This window comes from Cytobacillus gottheilii, from assembly GCF_900166665.1.
In the GTDB taxonomy this organism is placed as follows: domain Bacteria; phylum Bacillota; class Bacilli; order Bacillales; family Cytobacillaceae; genus Cytobacillus; species Cytobacillus gottheilii_A.
Genome location: NZ_LT800494.1, coordinates 4,246,146 through 4,269,097 on the forward strand (window position 1 = coordinate 4,246,146; position 22,952 = coordinate 4,269,097).

At 38.7% G+C, this 22,952-nt stretch carries 19 protein-coding genes and 1 pseudogene; 4 read left to right on the forward strand and 16 right to left on the reverse strand.

Translation table 11 applies throughout. The features are described from left to right. From B7E07_RS23850 to B7E07_RS20870, 8 genes and pseudogenes are all read right to left on the reverse strand, one after another. Nucleotides 1-396, reverse strand: a pseudogene (locus B7E07_RS23850) (hypothetical protein); the annotation flags it as partial. A gap of 15 nt (nt 397-411) precedes the next feature. Continuing rightward, on the reverse strand, nt 412-1,830 hold the full coding sequence (locus B7E07_RS20840; RefSeq protein WP_080848721.1) for a vWA domain-containing protein: 1,419 nt from the start codon (nt 1,828-1,830) through the stop codon (nt 412-414). 124 nt (nt 1,831-1,954) lie between these two features. Further along, nucleotides 1,955-2,164 carry a hypothetical protein gene (locus tag B7E07_RS20845; protein WP_080848722.1) on the reverse strand — a complete coding sequence of 70 codons (210 nt, stop codon included), beginning with the start codon at nt 2,162-2,164 and terminating at the stop codon, nt 1,955-1,957. A 17-nt stretch (nt 2,165-2,181) separates the two neighbouring features. Next, the gene (locus tag B7E07_RS20850) at nt 2,182-3,114 is read right to left on the reverse strand and encodes a type II secretion system F family protein (RefSeq protein WP_080848723.1); all 933 of its coding nucleotides are present in this window, start codon (nt 3,112-3,114) and stop codon (nt 2,182-2,184) included. Nucleotides 3,115-3,118: 4 nt separating this feature from the next. Beyond that, nucleotides 3,119-4,045 (reverse strand): type II secretion system F family protein, encoded by a 927-nt coding sequence (locus B7E07_RS20855; RefSeq protein WP_080848724.1) that lies wholly within the window; start codon nt 4,043-4,045, stop codon nt 3,119-3,121. Beyond that, nucleotides 4,045-5,394 carry a CpaF family protein gene (locus B7E07_RS20860; protein ID WP_080848725.1) on the reverse strand — a complete coding sequence of 450 codons (1,350 nt, stop codon included), beginning with the start codon at nt 5,392-5,394 and terminating at the stop codon, nt 4,045-4,047. Before B7E07_RS20860 ends, B7E07_RS20855 begins: the two co-directional genes overlap by 1 nt. A gap of 12 nt (nt 5,395-5,406) precedes the next feature. Next, on the reverse strand, nt 5,407-6,558 hold the full coding sequence (locus tag B7E07_RS20865; protein WP_080848726.1) for an AAA family ATPase: 1,152 nt from the start codon (nt 6,556-6,558) through the stop codon (nt 5,407-5,409). Between the two features lie 11 nt (nt 6,559-6,569). After that, entirely contained in the window at nt 6,570-7,340 is a 771-nt protein-coding gene (locus B7E07_RS20870; RefSeq protein WP_080848727.1) for a CpaB family protein, read from the reverse strand. 809 nt (nt 7,341-8,149) lie between these two features. Between B7E07_RS20870 and B7E07_RS20875 the strand changes: the two genes are divergently transcribed. Further along, nucleotides 8,150-9,208 (forward strand): ATP-binding protein, encoded by a 1,059-nt coding sequence (locus B7E07_RS20875; protein ID WP_080848728.1) that lies wholly within the window; start codon nt 8,150-8,152, stop codon nt 9,206-9,208. A 95-nt stretch (nt 9,209-9,303) separates the two neighbouring features. Further along, nucleotides 9,304-10,782 (forward strand): methyl-accepting chemotaxis protein, encoded by a 1,479-nt coding sequence (locus tag B7E07_RS20880; protein WP_080848729.1) that lies wholly within the window; start codon nt 9,304-9,306, stop codon nt 10,780-10,782. A gap of 74 nt (nt 10,783-10,856) precedes the next feature. Here B7E07_RS20880 and B7E07_RS20885 read toward each other — a convergent pair whose 3' ends face one another. From B7E07_RS20885 to B7E07_RS20895, 3 genes are all read right to left on the reverse strand, one after another. Next, the gene (locus tag B7E07_RS20885; RefSeq protein ID WP_080848730.1) at nt 10,857-11,822 is read right to left on the reverse strand and encodes a 2-hydroxyacid dehydrogenase; all 966 of its coding nucleotides are present in this window, start codon (nt 11,820-11,822) and stop codon (nt 10,857-10,859) included. 294 nt (nt 11,823-12,116) lie between these two features. Beyond that, a complete protein-coding gene (locus B7E07_RS20890) occupies nt 12,117-12,638 on the reverse strand; it encodes a CueP family metal-binding protein (RefSeq protein WP_080848731.1) in 522 nt (173 codons plus the stop codon). Between the two features lie 102 nt (nt 12,639-12,740). After that, the gene (locus tag B7E07_RS20895; protein WP_080848732.1) at nt 12,741-13,295 is read right to left on the reverse strand and encodes a TetR/AcrR family transcriptional regulator; all 555 of its coding nucleotides are present in this window, start codon (nt 13,293-13,295) and stop codon (nt 12,741-12,743) included. A gap of 172 nt (nt 13,296-13,467) precedes the next feature. On the opposite strand from B7E07_RS20895, the gene B7E07_RS20900 reads away from it, so the two are divergent. Together B7E07_RS20900 and B7E07_RS20905 are read left to right on the forward strand one after the other, a co-directional pair. Further along, nucleotides 13,468-14,955 (forward strand): glycine betaine uptake BCCT transporter, encoded by a 1,488-nt coding sequence (locus B7E07_RS20900; protein WP_080848733.1) that lies wholly within the window; start codon nt 13,468-13,470, stop codon nt 14,953-14,955. A gap of 380 nt (nt 14,956-15,335) precedes the next feature. Continuing rightward, complete coding sequence (locus tag B7E07_RS20905) at nt 15,336-15,617, forward strand: c-type cytochrome (RefSeq protein WP_080848734.1); 282 nt, start codon at nt 15,336-15,338, stop codon at nt 15,615-15,617. A gap of 204 nt (nt 15,618-15,821) precedes the next feature. Here B7E07_RS20905 and B7E07_RS20910 read toward each other — a convergent pair whose 3' ends face one another. The 5 genes from B7E07_RS20910 to B7E07_RS20930 form a co-directional block, all read right to left on the reverse strand. Then, nucleotides 15,822-16,553, reverse strand: a complete 732-nt coding sequence (locus B7E07_RS20910; RefSeq protein ID WP_080848735.1) for a hypothetical protein — start codon at nt 16,551-16,553, stop codon at nt 15,822-15,824. 70 nt (nt 16,554-16,623) lie between these two features. Then, nucleotides 16,624-18,078 carry a family 43 glycosylhydrolase gene (locus B7E07_RS20915; protein ID WP_080848736.1) on the reverse strand — a complete coding sequence of 485 codons (1,455 nt, stop codon included), beginning with the start codon at nt 18,076-18,078 and terminating at the stop codon, nt 16,624-16,626. 226 nt (nt 18,079-18,304) lie between these two features. Then, a complete protein-coding gene (locus B7E07_RS20920; RefSeq protein ID WP_080848737.1) occupies nt 18,305-20,728 on the reverse strand; it encodes a beta-glucosidase family protein in 2,424 nt (807 codons plus the stop codon). A gap of 303 nt (nt 20,729-21,031) precedes the next feature. Next, nucleotides 21,032-22,048: a glycosyltransferase family 2 protein gene (locus B7E07_RS20925; protein ID WP_080848738.1), complete on the reverse strand. Its 1,017-nt coding sequence runs from the start codon at nt 22,046-22,048 to the stop codon at nt 21,032-21,034. 252 nt (nt 22,049-22,300) lie between these two features. Then, entirely contained in the window at nt 22,301-22,924 is a 624-nt protein-coding gene (locus B7E07_RS20930; RefSeq protein ID WP_080848739.1) for a hypothetical protein, read from the reverse strand. Between the last annotated feature and the right edge of the window lie 28 nt (nt 22,925-22,952).

The following is a 22,952-nucleotide window of genomic DNA, read 5'->3' on the forward strand; positions in this document are numbered from 1 at the left end:
GGCTGCGTCTCCTCCGGAAATAGCATTGCCTCCTAGAATCGCGTTCCCAGAGTCAATTGGATTTCCCTGCCAATAAAATGAACTTGGCGGTACTGGCGGTGCATTCGGGATCATAAATGATCCAAGATTGAGGGGAGACCCTGGTAATATAGGCTGACCTGATACACCACTTACATTACCGGCTTCAACTGGATTTCCAGGGTCATATGCCTTACCGGGAATAATAAAGGTTCCACCTGAAATAGGCTTCCCTGGGGTGATACTTTGTCCCGGTGTAATCGGTTTTCCTGGTGTAATAAAACCAGCTGCTCCAACAAATGCTGGAAAGGCACTCCAAAAGACAAGTACAGCAATCATTAGCAGAGCAACCACACGATTAAACAATCTTTCACTCAAAAATAATCACCTCGCTTATTGAGCATTCGTTTGATATTTTTCTTCGAGTGTTCTTAATGCTTCACTATAGCTTTTTTCGTTTAAGGCTTTAAGCTCCTCATTGAATTGATCAATTTCTTCTCGAATCCAATCATGATATTCATTGTTTTTCTGCTGCAAATAGTCTCTTGCTTCATTACTCATTTTTCCATTTTGCGCCATCTGTGAAGTGATGAGGTATATAATGGACTTTTCTTTGGTGGTTTTGGATTTCTCATCTGTGATATATACGAATATATCAATTTTATTATTAACATTCTTATACTCTAGGCTTTGTTGACCTTGTTCCTTCCACTTTTCCCATGTTTCAGCCAAATCACTTACTTTCGCAAGCTCTTCGCTTAACTCATTTCCGTCAGCAGCATAAGTGTAAATACCCTCTGTCACATCAGCAATTTCTCTGAGCTGATTTTGACCTTCATTATCAACATCGAACCCAATGACATTCACAATCGGTTCAATATTAGAATCGTATAGTTGCTTTGCTGCTTCTACTGGCTGGTCTTCACATGTAGAAACACCATCACTGACCAAATAAACAATATTTGTGTTATTTGCTCCATTAAACTCTGATAGATCTTTCTGTGCTTCAGTTATCGCTAATTCGATTGGTGTCCATCCACTTGGAGTAACTTCATTTAAAGCAGATTGAAACGAAGATTCTTCGTAAGCTGAAATAGGATAAATAATATCGCTACTGCTGCAAGACTTTTGCTTATCAGCTTCAGAACCGCTTCCTTTATGACCATAAACTCTAATTCCTACATTAGCAGTTTCTGGAAGGGACTCGACGAACTGCAGGATTGATTCTTTAGCTGCGTCCATCTTTACATCTCCATTTACCTCTGCTGCCATACTGCCAGAAGCGTCTAAAAGAATTTCAACATTTAAATTTTCTTTAAATTGATACCTTGAATTCTCCTGTTCTGGATTCCCAATAGACTGGAAACGCAACTGTTTAATGGCCTCTTCTGGTCCTTTGTATCCTTGCTGAACCTTTTTCAGAAGCTCTTGAAAGTAATAATCTAATTCTTCATTTGATGGTTCTTCTGACAGTTCAGGAAGATCACTGAATGTATCTAACATTCTTTGGATATCTTCATCATTTAAATTAAACGTAAAATCATGATGTTCCCCGACTGGCCTAGAAGCTAATTCTTCATATGTTGATGGAAGAGGCTCAATATCTAATTTAGGTTCTTCTTCATCAGACTCACTTAATTTATTTTCTTCCTCTTCTTCCTTTGTATTATCAGCTACTTCTTCTGTATCAGCAGAAACAGATACATCTTCAGTATTAGATTTAACCTGTTCCAGCTCCTCATCATTGCTGCAGGCAGCCAAAAGCAGGATAAACAATATGAAAATAGGAAAGATCCTTTTGGTATATGTCAATTTTTTAACCACCTTAAAAATAAAAATACCCCTAGAGTTTCAAAACGTTTATATCTTGTAAAATCCGAAGGCCATGAGAGCGTCCTGCAGCCTCAGGCAAAGACGCCAGTTTATAAATGACGAATCAGCCGCCTACCATCTGTGATATTTGCTCAATAATTTTAGAGATAATGGATCCGATCCCTGTACTCTGCTCACTTACTGCAGTCGATACAATCCCTAATACGAGAATAAGTAAAGCTGCAATTCCTAACCACTCGAGTGACTGTGCACCTTTTTCGTTTTTCACCGGATTCATTACTTTTGTCCAAGCCTTAATCATCATGTTTTTCATCGTAAATCTCTCCTTTTTTAATTAAATAAGTTAAATAGATTACTGCTATCTTTAAACATATTGATAGCCATCAGGCCGCCAATTAATATGATGGCAGACGGCATTACAATAAAAGTGGTTATCAAGGTGACCTTCGGTGAGGCTTTGGCTGCCTCTTCTTTAATTTTTTCTTTCTTGATCTTCCGCATTTCTTCGGATTGCTGTTTAAAGGTCTTGGAAATCGGAACACCAAGCCGTTCACCTTGAATTAATGATTTAATCAGCATCTGGAACTCTCTGCTTTCATTGCGCTTTAAGAGTTCCCGATAGGCATCTGCTCTTGGCACCCCTACATCTGTTTCCTGTATAAATCGGCCAAATTCATCTTTAACAGGTCCTTCAAAGTAAGGGACAATATCTCTAAGAGCTTGATCTAAGCCCACACCTGCCTGCAAAGTTACACTCATCGTATCGAGAAAATCCGGAAGCTGATAGGAAAGCTCAGCCTGGCGCTGCTTTGCCTTTTTCTTAAGCCAAAGTATCGTCAGCATATAGCCTGCAACAGGCAGCAGAATGACCGAAACTTCCGCAAAAGGCAGTCGAAGAACAAGTGATACTCCTCCAGCAATGACACCAACAATAAGTAAGAAGATTTTCTGGCCTTGAAATCGCTCTACTGTCAATCCATATGGAAAGCCAGCCTGCATTAGCTGCTTCTTTACTTCTTCGTTTTCACTAAAGAAATTGATTCTCTGGCCAATGCCAGAAAAGTCATCAGCATATTGCAGCATTTTTGAAATCATTTTCTCTTTTCTTGTAATCTTTTTTTCAAATGAATTATAGATAAATGTTTTCTCTTTTATTTCCTCTTTAAGTCTCTCTTTTGAGATGAGATACTTATAAAAACTTCTTAAAGAAAGGGCAACAAATATTAAACATAAGCTAACAATAATAAGGATTAATCCATCCATCTTTTCACACCCTAATATTCGTCACTTTTCGGACTAAAATGAACGTTAGTACAGTTCCAGCTACGAAAAATGCGAGCAGGAAGATTCCCAATCCAGAAAATAACGGATCTAAAAATCCATCGATGACATTATTCATCATTAACACTAGGAATATAGGAATCACCGGGACAATATAAGAAACATATCTCTGTTCAGCTGTCATTGTTTTGATCTCCTGCTGCAGGATTTTTCGATCTTCCAGCGTCTGACTCATTTCATCAAGAACAGCGTAGAGATTGCCTCCAGCCTTCTTTTGGATTAGCATAGTTGCGACAAAGAGCTGAAACTCTCTGCTGTCAATGCGTTTCTCCATTGCTTTAAGACCTGTATTAAAATCGATTCCCAATGACAGCTCCTGAGCGAGCCTGCGGAACTCACTTTTAGCTGGCTCACTCACTTCCTGTGCAACAAGGTTAATTCCTTGCGTCAATGTCATACCTGAGCGGCTGGAGTTGGCCAATGTTCGGCAAATCTCAGGAAGCTGTTCAATAATACGCTGCTTCATATAATTTTTTCGGATTAAAAACAGCAGCCTTTTGCCTCCTTCAAGCACTAATGCAGCAACAAGCAGATTGACTGGAAACCCAATGCCGAAGAAGTTCTGCAAGGAGATAATAATTCCCATAAAAATAACCACATGCGCTCCAAGGTATTCAGACGGTGTTAAAGGGATATTGGCACTGCGAAGCTTTTCATAGATCGGCTGTGCTGTTTCCGTTTGATCAAACTTCGTGCCGAGCAAAACAATAACACTTTTCCTCTTCACTCCATCGTTGTAAAACTCATGAACATCCTTGCGCCATTCCCGTTTTTTCATCCGGTAATCGAGTATGAAATAGATGGAGATAATCAACATAAGAGCGGCAAACATGGATAGAAAAAACTCGGCCATTACTTCACCTCCTCATAAACAGACGTAAAGGAAGATTCAGGGATATTTATTCCAAAGACCTTTAACTTATCAAGGGATGCCGGAATGTAACCTGTCGGTGTATAAAAGCCTTCAATTGCTCCATCTGATGACATGCCTGTTCGTTTAAAATGGAATATTTCTTTTACAGAATGGGAGCCATCCTGTTCTTCCACAACCTCAGAAATCGAGATGATTTTTCTCGTTCCATCGGTTAGTCGGGTAGCTTGAATAATGATATCGAGTGCCCCGACGATATATTCTCGGACAATATGACTTGGCAGCTCCATTCCGGCCATAACAACCATTGCTTCTACCCTTCTTAGAGCATCATCTGGTGAATTGGCGTGTACAGTTGTCAGCGAGCCTTCATGACCCGTGTTCATTGCCTGCAGCATATCAAAAGCCTCACCGCTTCGGACCTCACCGACAATAATTCGGTCCGGCCGCATCCTAAGTGCGTTTTTTACAAGCTGACGAATGCTTACTTCACCGCTTCCTTCCACATTGGCCGGACGCGCTTCAAGACCTGCGACATTTGGGCGGTTCAGTCTTAATTCAGCGGAATCCTCAATCGTTACAACTCTTTCTCCGTGCGGGATTGATGCTGCTAATACGTTTAGGATCGTTGTTTTCCCGCTTCCCGTACCTCCGGATATTAACGTATTCATTTTTGCCCTTACAACACCATCTAAAAATTGGGACATAGCAGAATTAAGAGCATTGAAGTTTAATAGATCATCCATTGTAAACGGCTCTTTCCGGAACTTACGGATCGATACCAATGTGCCATTCAGACTTATTGGCGGTATAACGGCATTGACACGGCTTCCGTCCGGCAGTCTGGCATCAACCATCGGAGAGCTTTCATCAATTCTTCTCCCGATTGGAGCTACGATTCGATCAACAATATGTCTGACATGATCATCATCGCGAAATTTTACATCCGTCAGCTCCAGCTTCCCTAACCGTTCCACATACACCTCTTCAAAGCCGTTGATTAAGACCTCTGTTATGGATGAATCATTAATTAACGGCTCTAACGGTCCATAACCAACCGATTCATCTAGTATTCTTGTAATTAATATCTCTTTATCATGGCGGGAGATAATCACTTTCTCCTCTGCCATGAACTGGCTCACAAATTGTTCAATGCTAAGACGCATTTCCCCTTGGGACAGCTTCGTCAGCGCCTCTAAATTCGTATCTCGAAGCAGCCTTGATTTGTAATGCTCAACCAATTCGTCCACTAGGTGATTTTCATATTGATAGGATTGCAGTTTGGCTGAGCTGATGATTTTTTCTTTTCTTTTGTCAAATAAGGATGCCATTTGCCAAACCTCCTATTCCAGTACAGAAAGTCCCCATTTCTTCACATCTTTTGCAAATGGAATGAGCCTTCTTTCCTTTGCTGTTTTTCTGATCGGCTCTCCTTTATTCAAGAAAGGCTGAAGTCCTTTATTATCCAATCTGACTGTTGCTGCAAGCGGAAACCTTAACACATTTTTAATATCCTTTACCTGCACCTCATTATCTTTGCTTGTTTTATTCAAAATAATGGAAGTTCGTGACGGCAATTCAATTCCCAGTCTCACTGCAAGCTCTTCAAATTGCTTTAGCACCTTTAAAGATGGTGTATCTGGTGTTAACACATAAAAAATGCGATCAGATTCTTCAAGTGCTGTAACAACATGATTATTCATATAAGAAGGAAGATCGACTATAACAAAATCAAAGCTTCTTCTGCATGTTCTCAACAGTTTAGCCACAAAATCCTCTGTTATTTTTTCTGCTGTTTCAGCATCACATGGACTGATCAGCACTTCAAGCTTAGAGCTTTCCAGCTTTTGCGATACATTCCGAATATGACTTTCGTTCAGCTCACTCACAACTGGCATCAGATCGGCTATAGAACGGTTAGATTCAATGGCCATTAACGTTTCAAGCCCGCCAAATTGTAAATTCAAATCAATCAGAATAACTTCTGCTGTTGACTCTACCTTGATCGTCTGTGCAAATGCGGATGCCAAGTTAGATTTGCCGCTTCCGCCATTGCCGCTGAAAATTGAATAGATCTGCCCTCTTCCTCTTGTAAAAGAAGATAACGTTTCCGTCTGTTTTGATTTATTAGCTTCATAGCTTTGAAAAATAGTAGGTATTCTGCTGATGAATAAACTATGTTCTTCCGGGTAAACAAAAAATTCAGAAGCCCCTGCCTTCGTAATACTGCGAAGCTGGCTAAAATCTGAGCTTTTCGCAATAAACATGACGAATGTCGTTGGGCTTGCCGATTTAATATACTCAATACTCTCTACCGCAATATCACTGTCAGGCTGCACAAAAATGACAATGTCCCGATCTTCCCGGTTCATTTCTCTGACAACATCTCTTGATTCGATCAGCTGGACCGAGTAGCTTCCTGACATGGCATTTAAAATCTGATTATGAATAACCTCATCATCACTGACTAACAGTACTTTTAAATTCGACTCCATACGATTCCCTCTTAGTTATTATTTTGATCGGCTTCTGTTTCACTCTCTCCAGATGAATCAGCCGCTCCATCCTCGGTTTCGGCTTCTTCATTTACTGCCTCTTCTTCATTCGCTGGAGATGGTTCCTCCTCCGTATTGTCTTGCTCTGGTATCTGAGCTGGAGGTGTATCCTCTTTCCCTACATTGGCCTTCAAGACTCTTACTTTATCTGCGTAATTTTGCATATGTATGAGTCTAGGTGCGTCCTCTATGCTAACCTCGAGAGCCACACCAGCGAAGTCTTCCTCCGTTCCATCAGCATAAGCAACTGGTACATCCCTCATGAACACTTCTGTCTTTTGCTCTCCGTTATTGTCAGTCGAAACAATGATATCAACACGATCCAGTGTCTCAATTACTTGATCAAACTGTACCTTTTCGGAAGGATACATAGCTATAAGCCTATTGTTTTCATCCCGCAATTCAGTGAAAGGTTTTAACATATTATTTGTTATGATTTCTCCTTCTGATAATGGCACAACAGAAACATTATGAATAATTTCATCTTTATCTGTTATGTGCGCATCATTCAGAAACTTATTCGGGATTTCCATTGTTCTAATTTGACTGCCCTCAATTAATGTCCTAACAGGGATATTGCCATTCGCAATATATATTTTCGTCATCCCTCCCAATTCAGCATTCAGATCTCTTACCTTATCCAGAACAAGATAACCTGCTCCAGCTGCTAGCAGAAAGGCAAGCAATAAAAAAATGGCAGCTCTTCTTTTAGACTCTAACATCCTGTTTCTTCTCTCCCACAGTCGTTCTTTTGTTTTTTTAAAAGCTTATTCAGCTGTCAAGCCATAAACTTGTCAGCAGCTCTTACACTTTGAAAGATAATAGCACCTGTTCTCTATAATGTTCCACTAAGCTATTTTCTTCTTCAAAACATAAGGAATTGGAAAACTTTTCCCTACCTTATACCTCGGCAAGGAGCAAATAAACCTATACTTTTAGAAAATTTTTCTTCTTTGATGCTATATATTAACTAACACGCGTTCACATTTCCGTCAAACTCTCTCGGGCAATGTCGAAATATGTCTGATATTTTCTCCCTATTATTCTCTCAAAATCGAGATTTTTACTTAGTTCCATATTCCCAGCAAGTAATAGGAGCATAGATATTTTTTTTAAGTCAATTTTAAATTTTCCTTTTCGTTTATTACAAATGTTACAAATAATAGTTATTTTTTCTTATTTTCCGATCAGGCTTTTATTTTGAAATGTGAATGTTCGTAGATAAATAGTTTGAATTAAGAGTAATATTTCACTTCTAGGGTATTTGTTCTTTTTTAAGAACGTCTCATTTAATAAGGAATTTGGCGGACAAGTTTTTAATCCTTTTTTTAATCGGCTACGATCGAAGGGGAGGCAGAGATCTTTGGGGTAAAACAAGTCCAAGCACTTTTTTCTATTTTTTAAAAATAATTCATAAAAAAGGTTTAAGCGTTATCTATATGTGGTATAGGGGTAATATTATTGCACATTTTTTCCTGCGGAGGGAACTTTTGAGTGAAACTATATATAGTCATGCATCTATAAGGGGGTAATGAAAATAGGAGAACAAATAATAACAAGTCTCGTGGATCATTCTCCAGATCCGGTCATTCTTTTACGGGACGGGGTGATTTTGTACCATAATCAACAGGCAGCACAATTATTTGGAATTCCTGAAAAAAATTCACTCGTGGCTAATAATATTTTTATGTCTGTAGCACCAGGATCCTTAAGCTCGTTTCAGCAGATGCTTATGAATTTGAAACAAGATAGCATCCTTGATTTTCAGGAATTTATGTTCTACCGACATGAAGGAATTTGCTTTGAAGCAGAGGTTAAGGGCATTCCGGTGATATTTCAGAGTGAAAAAGCTGTTTACTTACTTATTAGAGATACAAAGGAAAGAAAGAAGACAGAAGAGTTTTTACTTCATTCGGAAAAGCTAATGGCTGCTGGTCAGCTGGCTGCTGGCATTGCTCACGAGATACGCAATCCTTTAACAGCTATTAAAGGTTTTCTGCAATTGACAGAAGATCAACACGAGGATACAAAGCCATATTTTGAAATTATACACGCAGAAATAGACAGAATTGAATTAATTCTGTCAGAGCTGTTAACGCTGGCAAAGCCAAAAGATATGGAATTTAAAGTGATAAACAATGTGCAAGATTTACTTCATGATGTGACAACTTTAATAGAAACACAGGCAATCTTAAACAATATTGAAATTGTCACGAATATAAAATTGTGCACACCTTCCATTCAATGCGATGAAAACCAGCTAAAACAAGTTTTTATTAATTTTTTGAAAAATAGTATTGAAGCAATGCCAGATGGCGGACAAATTACAATTGATTTGGATGTTCTGCATGATTCTGTTCAAATCTCCTTCCGTGATAACGGTCCAGGCATTCCAGAGCACCTGCTCAATCGAGTAGAAGAACCTTTCTTTACGACAAAAGAAAAAGGCACTGGCCTGGGATTGATGATCAGCAAACAAATTATCGAAAATCATAATGGACGGTTTCATCTTTTCAGCAATGCACAGGGCACTTCGATTATAGTGAATCTCCCTTTTACATACCCGAGTTCCGAGGCTGTAAACATATAATAAATAAGTATTTTTTCCAGGCCCCTAAACCCTATTCATTCTGCGGAAAATCTGCCGATATGAATTAAGAGAATGAATAACACGGGGGAAAAACTATGAATGCAATGGATCAAATGAAGCTTGAGGATTTACAAGGTAAAAATAAGCTAATGCTTTTAAGCTATTTAGGCTCTTCCTCTTTAGTCATTATTAGCCTAATCATGTTAAGCAGCTTTACTTTATTAACTTATTTTACTCTCTTTCAAATTATTGCTTATGCTTTAGCCTACTTTGTAACAAAGAAAGTAAAAAAAGATCGCTATTTTCCTTATATTATTATTATCGGTATGAATATTTTTAACCTTCTTACTTTCACGATTGAAAAGGGAAACTTAACAGGAGTTATTACAGTATTCCTATTCCTGGTATTTGCAGCGATTCCCTTTCAAAAGGCTCTATATGCAATCGGATTATTTTTTGGCCTTATCACTATTATCCTTAACTGTTTTTATCCTGCTGAGGGTTATTCTTATTTAAAAGATGAATTTATTGGTTTCTTTATTTTATTCATATTATCAGGCGTTATTTTAGCGGTTTTAATTTTTATGAATCAAAAACAATTTAAACAGCTGCAATTATTTTTAGAAAATGCCAGTACCGAAGCTAGCTTAAAAGAACAGCAAAAACTTCAGTTAGAAAAAGAGATGTCAACAATTGTAGAAGGTATACAAAAGGTTAACGAGAAGGTTCAATACAGTGTGCATGCTCAGGATGAAATGCGAACAGCCATAAATGAAGTTTCATCTGGCAGCGCTGCACAAAGTGAACAAATTTCTGCGATTGCGAATCATGCGCAAAGAAATGTTCAAACGATTACAGAAATGAATCAATCAACGGAGCAGCTGATTCAGGATTCCATACAATCCAGCGCTTTTGCAGAAAGCGGCCATACTCTAGCTGAACAATTATCGCAGGAAATGCATCAGCTCCAAAACGTAATTACAGATTTACAGGAAAACTTTACGACTTTAGCACAAAAAATCGCAGAAACAAATCAATTTGCCAACGATATTGGGCAAATTACTGAACAGACCAACCTGCTTGCTCTAAATGCATCCATTGAAGCGGCACGTGCCGGTGAAGCAGGGAAAGGTTTCTCTGTAGTGGCAGAAGAAATCCGAAAACTTGCGGATATTACGAAAGAAACAACCATTAAAATCACCGATAATTTGAGAGCAGTTAACCATTCAAACGAATTAGCACAAACGAATATGAAAACAAGTAGCAGCAGCTTGCTTAAAAGTGTCCAATCTGCGAATGAAGTCAGCACTACTTTTAGTGAACTGAATGTCATGTTAAAAGGCATTAATGGCAGGTTCACAGAATTTTCTAGACTAGCTAGCGAAGTCGGGAAAAACAGTGAAGAGGTTGAATCTTCTACAACTGAATTCGCTGCTCTTATTGAACAAGCAACAGCAAGTCTTCAACAAGTTGGCGCATCAATAGAAACACTAACCGAAGATCAGCATTTGGTTGCTTCTTATATGAGAAGTACCGCGGAGAGTGCAGAAAATGTGAAGAAGAGTTTTGCGTAACGAATAGAAGAAATGAATACAAAAGAAAAGAGCCAGGAATACTGTCATCAGCATTCTTGGCTCTTTCTTTTATTTTATGGATTGACTAAATGAACAGGCGTTTCGCCATTTACTGCTCTCAAAAGATCATCAGCAGCAACCTCTGCCATCACACTTCTCGTTCTTATACTGGCACTTCCAATGTGGGGAAGTGTAACAACGTTTGGCAGGGACAGCAATGGATGATCTAGCGGAACCGGCTCCTGCTCAAAAACATCTAAGCCGGCTGCCCATATCTCTCCATTTTTCAGGGCATCATATAAATCTTTTTCATTCACAATTCCGCCCCGAGCGGTATTAATCAAGATAGCGTTATCTTTCATCTTTTTAAAATGTTCAGCTCGTATAAGATTTTTCGTTTCATTTGTGTATGGTGTCATTATACATACATAATCAGACGTTTCAAGGAGCTCGTCCATTGACACATAGGTCAGACCAAGCGACTCTTCCGCTTCGGGCTTCCGGCTTCTGTTATGATAGACCACATTCATTTGGAATCCTTTTGCCCTCCTTGCAATTGCTTCACCTATTCTGCCAAGCCCGATGATCCCTAATTTCTGATTATAAATATCCTGACCTGTCAAAAGCATAGGGGACCATGTTTTCCATTCCCCAGCTCTAAGAAAATCAGAAGCCTCGGGTATTCTGCGAGCTGTTGCCATAAGCAGGGCAAATGTTAAATCTGCAGTAGTCTCAGTAAGAACTCCCGGAGTATTCGTTACCATAATTCCCTTCTTACTTGCAGCTTCTATATCAATATTATTGTAGCCAACAGCCAAATTACTGATTACTTTTAGTTTATTCGCCTTCTGAATTAACTCTGCATCAATGCTATCTGTAAGCATGCAAAATAATCCATGTGCTTCAGCGATCTCACTTTCCAAAACATCTCTTGGCACAGGAGTATCTTCATATCCCCACACAGCCACTTCACATGTTTCTTCCAACTTTCGTATAACTGAATCCGGTATTTGCCTTGTGATAAACACTTTTGGTTTCATTCTTACCTCCCGCCTTTCTAATCCGATAGCACCTATATGAAAACGCTTTAGGATATATAGAAAATTATAACATATCAATAACTTTTATCTGCTAAAGAAACTCTTTATATCTAGAAGGAATATATCTGCACTCCAATTAACGTTGCCAGCCAGAAAGAATTTTCCAAATATTAATTGGCTGTTTTCACAAGCTTTCTTGATTTTTCAAAAACTTATTTATGTAAACAGCAATTATATAAAAAGGTCCATAAAAAAGCTCTCCTGCCATAGTTAAGGAAGGAAAGCTTTTAAATGCTATAGCTGCATGGTAGTAATACAGGTATCATCTCCTTCAAAAGAAGAAATCGTTGATTCCGCTGTTTTACCGTTATATGAGACAGAAATTTGATATGTTCGATCTCTCGGAATCCATATGTCAATGAATCCGTTATCTTGAGATTTCATCGTTTCATCTACTATCGGATTTCCTTCCTCATCTTCGATATATACGGAAAATTCTTCATTGACCATTTCACCTTGGCATCCGGTCAAATTATGGATTGCACATGGATGTGTCTCCTTGACATAGGGAGCAATCGAAACAAAGAAATCATCTTCTGGCAGTTCATATATACGTTCACTTCCATCGCTTTCTGTAACAATTAATTCATGTGAAGTAATGGAAACTGATTCACCAGGGACGTTCCCCGTGCTATAGTCTTTTACGAGTTTTTTTATGTTTGTATTCACTGTATTTGCTTCAAGATTATTAAAAGCTAAAAAAACAATCGCTGCTGCCACAAGTGCAGCTCCTAAAATAATTGCCTTTATCCTCATAATGCCTCCTCCTCATCTGTAAATGCAACCCATTACAAGTACAGTTAAAGAATAGCATAAAGAAGTGTCAAAGAATGTGAAGAATTTTGCACAAATATTCCGTTATGGCGTATCCTGAATAATTTTCCTGGCGATCGCTATAGTATATTCTGTTGCTTGTTCTGCACCAATAATCGTTGTCATAGACGTAGCTCCTTCAAGCAGCAAAGTAATTTGATTAGCTAAATCCAGATCATTTTCTTTCCCTTTTCTTTGCGCAAGTTCTTGAAAGTATTTCAACAGCTTAGCTTTGTGGCCACGCGCAATGTTTTCAATTTCATTATCTGTTCCAGCATAGTCTTCTATTGCTCTTAAGAACATATCACCTTTATGAGATTCTTCTTTTAGCCAATGACAATGAGCTTCAACAGCTAGTATAAAAGGAGAGTCTGTATCTTTTTCTATAAACATATCCAGATAAGACCAATACCTCTCCTCCCGCTGTTTTAGGACTGCTTCAACTAATTTATCCTTAGAAGGGAAATGATTATAAAGAGTCATTGTAGCCACATTTGCCTCATTTATAATTTGCTTCAGTCCTACCCCGCGGAAGCCATGTTTATAAAATAACCTTTCGGCAACATCAAGTAAGTTTTCTTTTTTTGAAGATCGGCTCATATATAAATCCCCTTTTATAAGAATAACACTATTTCTTAGACTATCAATTTAAGGGTTTGATCGTCAAACGTTTTTTTATCGATTCTATTATTGTTAACGGGTTGATAACTTATTCAAATTATGTTTAAAATAGAAAGGTCGTTCTATCTATTTTGTCAGAAAGGAGATTACTATGAAAAAAGTAACAGATGTATTTTGGATTTCATTAATTATTTGTGTGATCTTTGTCATTTGGGGCGGATTTGCTCCGGAAAATCTTGGAGCCGTTTCCTCAGGGATTCAATCATTTTTAACTGATAAGTTTGGCTGGTTATATATATTCTCAGTCGCTATTTTCCTCTTTTATTCTATTTATTTAATATTTAGCAAGTACGGTAAAATGAAATTAGGAAATCAAAATGACAAGCCTGAATACAATCGCTTAACGTGGTTTGCCATGTTATTTAGCGCTGGAATGGGGATTGGGATTATTTTTTGGGGTGTTGCAGAACCTCTTGCCCACTTCGCTTCAGCACCAGAATCAAATCCAGAAACGGTTGAGGCAGCAGCTAAAGCCTTAAGATATTCAACCTTCCATTGGGGTCTTCATACTTGGGCCATTTACACGATCATTGCTCTATCAATTGCTTACTTCAAATTTAGAAGAAAAGCTCCTGGAATGATCAGTGCTACATTTCAGCCTCTATTAGGAGAAAAGGTAAACGGCAGTCTTGGAAAAATAATTGATATCATCGCTGTATTTGCAACCATTTTCGGAGTGGCCACTTCGCTTGGTCTTGGAGCTTCGCAAATTGGCGGCGGCCTTGCCTTTATCTCGGATATTGAAAATACCATTTCAACAAAATTTATTATTATTATTGTCGTCACTCTATTATTTATGATTTCAGCTTGGTCAGGCATTAGCCGCGGTATTAAATATTTGAGCAACATTAATATGATCTTAGCGGCTGCGCTCCTTTTATTAACCATTATTATTGGACCAACAGCCTTTATTTTTGAAAGTATTTTTTCAACCACCTGGTCCTATATAAAGAATTTGCCAGCAGATACATTTAGAGTCGCTCCTGTAGACCCTGAGTTTAACCAATGGGTGAAGGATTGGACAATCTTTTATTGGGCTTGGTTTATCGCATGGTCTCCTTTTGTAGGAATGTTTATTGCAAGAATTTCGAAGGGCCGCACCATTCGCGAATTTGTTTCAGGTGTTCTTTTTGTACCGACGATCTTTTGCATTGTGTGGTTTGCCGTTTTTGGAGGAACTGGGTTATTTCAGGAAATAGAAGGCATTAATACAGGATTAACGGATTTAGCAACTGAGGAAGCGATGTTCGGCATGTTCTCTTCACTCCCTTTAGGGACACTGGCGACCATTTTAGCCTTATTTTTGATCGGAACATTCTTCATTACATCGGCCGATTCGGCTACCTTTGTTTTAGGCATGCAGAGTACCAATGGCAGTCTTAATCCGCCTAATGCAATCAAACTCAGCTGGGGTGTTATCCAAGCAGCAACCGCCTCTGTTCTTCTAGCTTCCGGAGGGCTTCAGGCATTACAGACAGCTTCTATTGTTTCAGCATTTCCATTCATATTTATTTTATTATTTATGATCATTTCCCTAACAAAAGCAATGAGGGAAGATTATCAAAAATATAAGTATTAAGTATGCGTTAGGCTCTCCATTTGGAGGGCTTTTTTTAATAGAATAGAAGACTATATATAATAGAAGAAACACATCTTCAGCAACAAAAAAAACGCACTATAAACAAATATAAATGAAAAATATCTGCTCATAGTGCGGATTGATCTTGAGGTGTGACACTTCTGGCTCAGCCTCACTATATCTCAAAAAAAAATTAGTGGGTAAAGCCAACCTTCAATGACCTTACCCACTAATCTAAGGATGGTTATATTGAGTTCTTAAGCAAGGGTACCGCCGTTTTACAGGTATTTATCAATATCTTCTGCAGCACGGTAAGCTAGAGCGCCTACTGTACCTGTTGGGTTGTACCCTGAGTTATGTGAAAACGCATTTGCAGGTAGTTGTTTAGTGCACTCGGTTCAGGGTTAGCACTTTCAGAAGTAGCAAGTACAGAAGGAGATCATCATGAACATGCTACTTCGTCCATTAATGCTGAAGAAGTTGTCAACACATCTTGTATTTCTTGTCATGGACAAACCTTAGAAGACGGAGCAGGTCATGCCTTAAATGATGTAGGTTCAAGACTCGATCAAGCTGCAATCGAAGATATTATCGTGAACGGTCAAAATGGAATGCCTGACGGACTGATCTCTCCAGAAGAGTCTGCTGCCGTAGCTGAGTGATTAGCTCAGAAAAAGTAATAGTAAAACACCTCGTAAAAAACTTGTTTTTACGAGGTGTTTTTATTTGCTGTCAATAGAGATCTCATACATAAAGCAATTACTCATTCCGTCATATTTTTAAGCGCATTGTAGGCATAATGGTTCCACCAAAGCAATAAAAATCCCAGTATTAAATACATAATTGTGTAATACAAAAAAGGGATCTCAATAACAAGCACACCAAATAGATACAGAGGCATGTCTACACCGAAAACGACAAGAGGCGCCAGTATAAGGTAGCGTATTTTTTGGATAAAAAAGACGGCTCCTGCAAATATAAATCCTTTTATCAAAGCCAAAATTGCGGCAATAAAAATAATCATCACGATAAGGATTATCAAAAAAACCAAATTGATAATACCGAATTCCCATTACTGACATAATGTACATAACCGTCGCTGCCCCACCCCAGCCTTGCATCCATAAGGATAAGAATTGGATTCCTCTCTTCCCGGACAGCAAAGCTTTCATCCAAATTTTACTGAGCAGGAAGAAAAGCAGGACTGCAATAAAGGTATGTACCTTCGTCCACCAATTCACATAATAAATTCCAAGGGATTCAAAAATCCACTCAACACCTACGAGGATAGCCGCAAACCCCACTAACCAGCGTAATCTTAATTGATACACTGCCGTTAATACTCCTAATACAGGAATAACAAATAAATTTGAAACAATGGCTCCTAAGATATGATCATAGTAGGGAATGTCCAGCACTTCTGGCTTATAGACATAGCAGTCTCCAATCACCATGACGAAAAGCTCTGCAACATAAACCATTCCCGAGTAACAAAGAAACAGCACAAAATATCCAAATTGACGCTGATGGAGAATGACTGTTATTAGAACCGACACACTAATTACGGTTAATACGAAATAAGGAACAATATTGGACATTACTCTTAATTCCTTTTTCAGTTAGCATAGCCATTGAACAATATTATATACACACAAAAGAAAACGAAGACTATTCAAGTAAAAAAGATTTAAAGTCTACACTTCCTGAACCGTTATATGTAAAATATAGTGCCTGTTTTCCATCATCAATATTGATTTTTGTACGAAAAAAGACATACTGTGAGCTCTGTTTGATTGGGATCCTGGCAGCTTCTTCTGCATACAATGAAGTCGAGATCAGCATCTCTCCCTCTCCGCTTGCTTTCACTCGAACCGAAATTTCCTTTAAACCCTCCATCATAAAATATTTAAACCCCGCAACCGCTCCATTCCTCATATTCGCAATATATTGAGTCGGGTTCTCATTTCTGTCCTTGCCGGTTTGTGTAAAGTATGGGTGGCCTGAAAACGTTATATGGCCAAAATAGGTGCCATAACGTCCTGCACCATTCCTGGACATTAGATGACAGGCAGTCCGTGCTTCATACTCTCCAAATCCATATAGTGGCCCATTATTTAAACCGCTGCTGGTCATTTCAACCTGAGGAATAACGCCATCTTCTCTAAGCGTGATGGGCTCTGCAAGTGCTTGTCTGGAGAAGTGGTGTCTGTTTGTCTGTCTATGATAAAACACATACCATTGCCCTTTCACACAGATAATGCTGCCATGATTATTGCCGATATAATTTAAAGCCTCTTCATCCCCGCTGCGGCCATTAAGGTATAAGTCACCATTACTGATAATGGTTCCTCCGAATATGAAGTCTCCTGTAGGATTTTTACTTGTCGCATAGCATAACTCATGTCCTTTAATGGAAGAATAAATAAAATAATAAGTGTCATTTATTTTTCGAATTGAGCTAGCTTCAAAGAACTCGTGCCCTTCAAATCCTGTTCCTGCCGCCTCGCCTGCTTTAGCAAAAATAAGCTTCGGTTCCTTTATGGCTGTCTTCATATCCTTTCCAAGCTCTATCACATATCCGCCTTTGTATGCTCGCTTTTTAAAACCCGTAACAAAACTCGGTAATCCTTTTTCAGGCGCAAAACCAGAATACAAATACACCCTTCCATCATCATCCACTAGTATTCCGGGGTCGAACAAAAAGGGATCCCCCTTTTGGCTGCACAAAAGTTCACCATTAGGCATTCTGACATGACCATAAAATTCAAATGCTCCATTTGGTGTACTGCACACAGCAACCCCCATAATACCGCTAAACCCGATCGTATAATACAAATAATATCTCCCGTCTGTTCCTTGTGTAATATCTGGAGCAAACATTTGATAGAGACCCAGCTTATTTTTAGGATCCTGTTTTTTCCTGTAAATAACCCCTTCATATCTCCATTTACTTAAATCGTCCACTGAGGCAGACCAGCAGACATAATCATTTAAGCAAAACATTTTCCCGTTGAATCGATCATGAGATCCATATACATATAATCGATCTCCAAAAACATATGGCTCGCCATCCGGTATGTATTCATAACTTGGCAAAAATGGGTTAACAGCTTGAATTTCCATTCGTTCCCCCCTATAAAATGAACGTATTTCATGCTTTGTTAAACGCTTACACTCTTTCCTTTAGACTAACTCACCCTGAGAAGAATGGACATCAACTAATTGTTAGGGGGACTAAACTTTTCGTTGAGCTGTTGGAATGTTTGCATATCATATAAACGTTCATCTTTATTGTGTAAATGCCCTTGCTAAAAGAAAAAAACCGCCAAAGGGACGGTCTTTTTTCCACTCAAGATAATACTTTCTGAGCTTTTATCTTTTTCTTTCTTTCCTTCCATACATGCCGTAAGCCTTTAATGAAACGTCCATTCACCATCAGTAAGATGCCGTCTAGCATCTGCATGTTTACAATTCCTCCAGTTAGCCTGGCAATTCCTCTAAATGGCATATAATAAATGGACATCATAATAAGGTTGGCAGAGCTTCTCTTCCCCATTTTCCATAAAACCCAATGTGCGAACACTATGGAATGATAAATAAGCCGGCCCGTAAACCCTTTTGCATATTGACACTGCTCAATGGTATCCGTATACCCCAGCGGTTTCGTGCGGTCCCAAGCAGAAGCGGGCACTTTGCGGCCAAGCAGCATTTCAAATTCTTCTTTACTGACATGACGAGCATTACCAGTAAAATAGGAAGGCAGCTTTTCCTGATCATAGGGCGCCTCTGCACCTGTTCCTTCTATATAGATTGAACCCTGCAGGCGAATATCCACGCTTGAAGCACCAATCATAATATCATACTCGGCCTCTTCAATTTCCCACTGGTTTGTCAGAACATTAAAATATCGGAATGTTTTATCATCAAATGGAATGGCAACGGTCTTTGTTTCACCTGCATTAATAAAGATTTTGTCAAAGCCTTTCAATTCCTTTTTTGGTCTGAAAATCTGATTAGATTGGCAGCCTACATACAGCTGCACCACTTCCATGCCTGCCCGATCTCCCGTGTTCGTTAATTTAAACGTGACGCCATCTTTATCAACACGAATATTTGAATATTCAAATGTCGTATAACTAAGCCCAAATCCAAATGGAAAAAGAACATCTACACCTGCTGTGTCAAAATAACGATAACCAATATACATGCCTTCTCGATATTCTACACTGGCCTCATTACCTGGAAAGTTATGATACGACGGGGTATCTTCGTAACGCAGCGGATACGACTCCGCCAATTTTCCTGATGGATTGACATCTCCTGATAGTACTCTCAGGATCGCTCTTGCGCCAGCTTGTCCGCCTAAATATCCGTGTAATAAGCATTTTACTTTATCAATCCAAGGCATCTCAACAACAGAGCCGCAAGAAAGAATGGCAACAATATTTGGATTTACCTCATGCAAAGCATTTAATAATTCAATTTGATTATCTGGAAGCTTTATACTTTTGCGGTCGGAACCTTCTGCTTCTGCCGCTTCATCCAACCCGATGTATAGAAAAACAACATCAGCTTTTTCAGCAAGAGAGCATGCTTTGCTGATTAACTCCGCATTTTTCTTTCCATATCGCTCAAAGCCTCGTTCAAAGCCAATACTAACGATCCCAGATTCCTCAAAGCAGTCCATTGTATGATCAAGGATCGTTGGATTTACAAAAGAAGAGCCCCCGCCCTGGTAGCGCGCATCTTTTGCAAAGTCTCCAATAACAGCAACCTTTTTGCCGAACTTAAGCGGCAGCAATTTATCTTCGTTCTTTAACAAAATAATGGATTCTTCTGATACTTTTTGAGCTACCCGATGATGTTTCTCCACATCGAAATCGCTTTTATAGGGCTTCTCATAGATTTCACTTGCAGTAAAAATTAAGTCGAGCAGGCGATCAACATTTTCATCCAGTGTTTTTTCTTCCAGCTTCCCCGAATGGATAGCATCCACAATTTCCCGATTAGTCTGACCAGCCGAAGTTGGCATTTCCAACTCATTTCCGGCTAAGAGGCCTGCTATACGGTCATTGCTTCCTCCCCAGTCGGTCACGACAACACCTTTGTAACTCCATTCACCTCTAAGTATATCTTTCATTAAATGCTGGTTTTCATTTGTATATTCACCATTTAATCGGTTATAGGAAGACATAACGGTTTTCGTTTGTCCTTCCTTGACAGCAATTTCGAAAGCTGTTAAATAAATTTCTCTAAGCGTCCTCTCATCTACAACCGTATCAATGGACATTCTTCTTTCTTCCTGATTATTCGCTGCAAAGTGCTTTATACAGGCAGAGATGCCTTGAGATTGAATTCCTCTAACATAGCTTGCAGCCAGTTTTCCAGCATGATAGGGATCTTCACTGAAGTACTCAAAATTTCTTCCGCATAACGGATTCCGTTTCATATTAACACCAGGACCCAGCAGCACATGGACTTGTTGGGAAACAGCCTCTTCTCCAAGAAACTCGCCCACTTTTTCTCCCAGATTTACATTCCAGCTATTTGCCACAGTTGCAGCAGTTGGAAAGCAGGTTGCTGGAATTCCTGGATTTAGTCCTAATTGGTCTGCGGCTGCTTCTTGCCGTCTAATTCCATGTGGACCATCAGCAAGAAATAAGCTTTTAATTCCAAGGCGTTCAATATCCTGTGTCTGCCAAAAGTCTTTACCTGACATTAGAGATGCTTTTTCTTCAAGTGTCATTTGATCAATTAAAGCTTTATATTTCATTTCGATTCCTCATTTTGACAAATTCAGCAGTATCCCCCGAAGAAATACATCTGAAGCTTTTTATATTCTTCTCTCAGCTAATCCTCTAAAAATATTCTACTATAGGATCTATCTATTTTCTATATTTCTCGTTTCTGGAATGTGAAAAAATGGCATATATAATGAGGCAGAAACAATTTTAAGAATTTAATGTTATAGACTAATTTTCTAAAAGGACAATAAAAACCCGAACTATTAAACGATGAAACAGTTCGGGTTTATCTATGACTGAGACGTTCTGTCTCGCATTCAATCAAGTATAGTTTAGTTAAATCCCACAAGCTTTTGAGATATTTTATATGCTCCTACAGAGATTGTTCTTCCAGCTCGGCCCGGCAGATTAATTAACCGGCCCATTATGCCAAATTTCAGGCGATGGTATAATTGAAAGTCATTTGTTCTGATATATTTCCACAGTTCTCTTTTCTTGTGCAGGTTTTCAACTGTTCCGGAGCGAATTAATAAAATACTCGAAACCACTGTGACAATTTCTAAATGTCTAAGCATATATTGACGGAGATTTTCGTTCTCTATCCGATCAAGATGGGCTTGTTCGATCATTAGCTTATTGACTTTAATCTGCTGATCAATTCTTCTAATCATCGTCTTTTCCTGTACAGATTGATCTTCTCTTCCGATGAGATAACGGTAAAAATCCACATTAACATAATAGATTTTTTTTACGTATTTTAACGGGGTAAAGACATATAAATTATCCACATAAAATGTATGCCTTGGAAGTTCTATTGAGCAATCCCATAACATCTGTGTCCGATAAATAACAGAGTGCATTAAGATATACTGTCCCTTACGGAATTCCTTCACGTCTTCCCAAGAGAAAACTCTATTTTCCGGAAGGACATTATCATATTTCATTACTTTTTTATATCTAGTACCTTCTTTTTCATATACAAAGTTGCTGATTACCATGTCTAATAAATGCTCGTCATTGCTATGGTTTCGTAAAACCTCTAACACTTTCATATAAGCTCTAATATCTACCCAGTCATCACTGTCGACTACTTTAAAGTATTTTCCGGAAGCATGACGAATTCCTGCATTTACCGCTTCCCCGTGGCCACCATTTTCCTGATGAATCGCTTTAATAATCGTAGGATATCTTTTTTCATATTCATCCGCAATTTCTGCTGTCCGATCACTGGAGCCATCATTTACTATCAGTAACTCTACGTCTTCCCCTCCTGGCAATAGGGACTCTATGCAATAGTTCATATAATCTTGAGAATTATAGCATGGTATAACAACTGATAATAACTTCATACTCACACAACCTTTTCTATAACCTACTTTCAGGTTCTACTTTACTCATCCTTACGAAGAGATGTATTCTGTCTGGCAAACCGCTGCATCTTTCTTTTCAATACGGTCCGATAAAAAGGATAGCGGTGAGACACCCATGTGTTTAAGCAATTTAGTGTCTCACCTTTTATTACAGAAAGCCAGCAAAAAATAATGTTTTAGTGTCTTGAAACCGAATATATAAACTGTGTACCTACTAATATATTCTTATATTTATTTAACCTGCGCCTCAGGCTCTTGTTTAAAGATAACTTTAAAGATCGGGAAGAATACCCAGAAAGAAATAGCACTGTTAATAATCATTGTAATTACATCTGCTGCCGTTTCTCCAGCTCCGCCAAAGCCCCAAGTGTTCATTAATAGATCATAAATTGGTGCTTTATAGAATCCTTGTGCAGCAGCTGCACCGATCGTAATGATAATGTAAGCAACTACATACCAGAAAGCGGCCTTCCAGATATTACTGTTTGATTTAAATGTAATGCTTCTTTGGGCAAAAAAGTTAATGATTTGAGCAATGGCTATGGTAATTTGCACAGCCAGGAAATAGGCCAGGCCTCCGCCTCCGCCGGCAGCAAGTGCTCCTGCTGCATAATCAAACACATAATACGGGCTTCCATCAAAATTTTGGCCAATCTGCAGCACTTGGAAATTGGTGCTTACTAATGCTGTTTGGGCAAAAATACTCTTAAAAACTGGCATTAACACGAGTTGTAAGACGGTGATTCCATTGCTCAAAATAAAGAATACTAGAAATTGAGCAATATTCGGATGTTTTTCTTTATATCTGGCCCAAAATCCTTGCGGACCAGAAGCTAATTTCTTTTCACTATTCATTTTACATCTCCTTCTCTGCTTCAACTAC

Excerpts from the sequence above, each read along its gene's own strand:
- B7E07_RS20845 (WP_080848722.1), bottom strand. The coding sequence starts at position 2,164 with ATGAAAAACATGATGATTAAGGCTTGGACAAAAGTAATGAATCCGGTG.
- B7E07_RS20850 (WP_080848723.1), bottom strand. The coding sequence starts at position 3,114 with ATGGATGGATTAATCCTTATTATTGTTAGCTTATGTTTAATATTTGTT.
- B7E07_RS20855 (WP_080848724.1), bottom strand. The coding sequence starts at position 4,045 with ATGGCCGAGTTTTTTCTATCCATGTTTGCCGCTCTTATGTTGATTATC.
- B7E07_RS20860 (WP_080848725.1), bottom strand. The coding sequence starts at position 5,394 with ATGGCATCCTTATTTGACAAAAGAAAAGAAAAAATCATCAGCTCAGCC.
- B7E07_RS20865 (WP_080848726.1), bottom strand. The coding sequence starts at position 6,558 with ATGGAGTCGAATTTAAAAGTACTGTTAGTCAGTGATGATGAGGTTATT.
- B7E07_RS20870 (WP_080848727.1), bottom strand. The coding sequence starts at position 7,340 with ATGTTAGAGTCTAAAAGAAGAGCTGCCATTTTTTTATTGCTTGCCTTT.
- B7E07_RS20875 (WP_080848728.1), top strand. The coding sequence starts at position 8,150 with ATGAAAATAGGAGAACAAATAATAACAAGTCTCGTGGATCATTCTCCA.
- B7E07_RS20880 (WP_080848729.1), top strand. The coding sequence starts at position 9,304 with ATGAATGCAATGGATCAAATGAAGCTTGAGGATTTACAAGGTAAAAAT.
- B7E07_RS20885 (WP_080848730.1), bottom strand. The coding sequence starts at position 11,822 with ATGAAACCAAAAGTGTTTATCACAAGGCAAATACCGGATTCAGTTATA.
- B7E07_RS20890 (WP_080848731.1), bottom strand. The coding sequence starts at position 12,638 with ATGAGGATAAAGGCAATTATTTTAGGAGCTGCACTTGTGGCAGCAGCG.
- B7E07_RS20895 (WP_080848732.1), bottom strand. The coding sequence starts at position 13,295 with ATGAGCCGATCTTCAAAAAAAGAAAACTTACTTGATGTTGCCGAAAGG.
- B7E07_RS20900 (WP_080848733.1), top strand. The coding sequence starts at position 13,468 with ATGAAAAAAGTAACAGATGTATTTTGGATTTCATTAATTATTTGTGTG.
- B7E07_RS20910 (WP_080848735.1), bottom strand. The coding sequence starts at position 16,553 with ATGTCCAATATTGTTCCTTATTTCGTATTAACCGTAATTAGTGTGTCG.
- B7E07_RS20915 (WP_080848736.1), bottom strand. The coding sequence starts at position 18,078 with ATGGAAATTCAAGCTGTTAACCCATTTTTGCCAAGTTATGAATACATA.
- B7E07_RS20920 (WP_080848737.1), bottom strand. The coding sequence starts at position 20,728 with ATGAAATATAAAGCTTTAATTGATCAAATGACACTTGAAGAAAAAGCA.
- B7E07_RS20925 (WP_080848738.1), bottom strand. The coding sequence starts at position 22,048 with ATGAAGTTATTATCAGTTGTTATACCATGCTATAATTCTCAAGATTAT.
- B7E07_RS20930 (WP_080848739.1), bottom strand. The coding sequence starts at position 22,924 with ATGAATAGTGAAAAGAAATTAGCTTCTGGTCCGCAAGGATTTTGGGCC.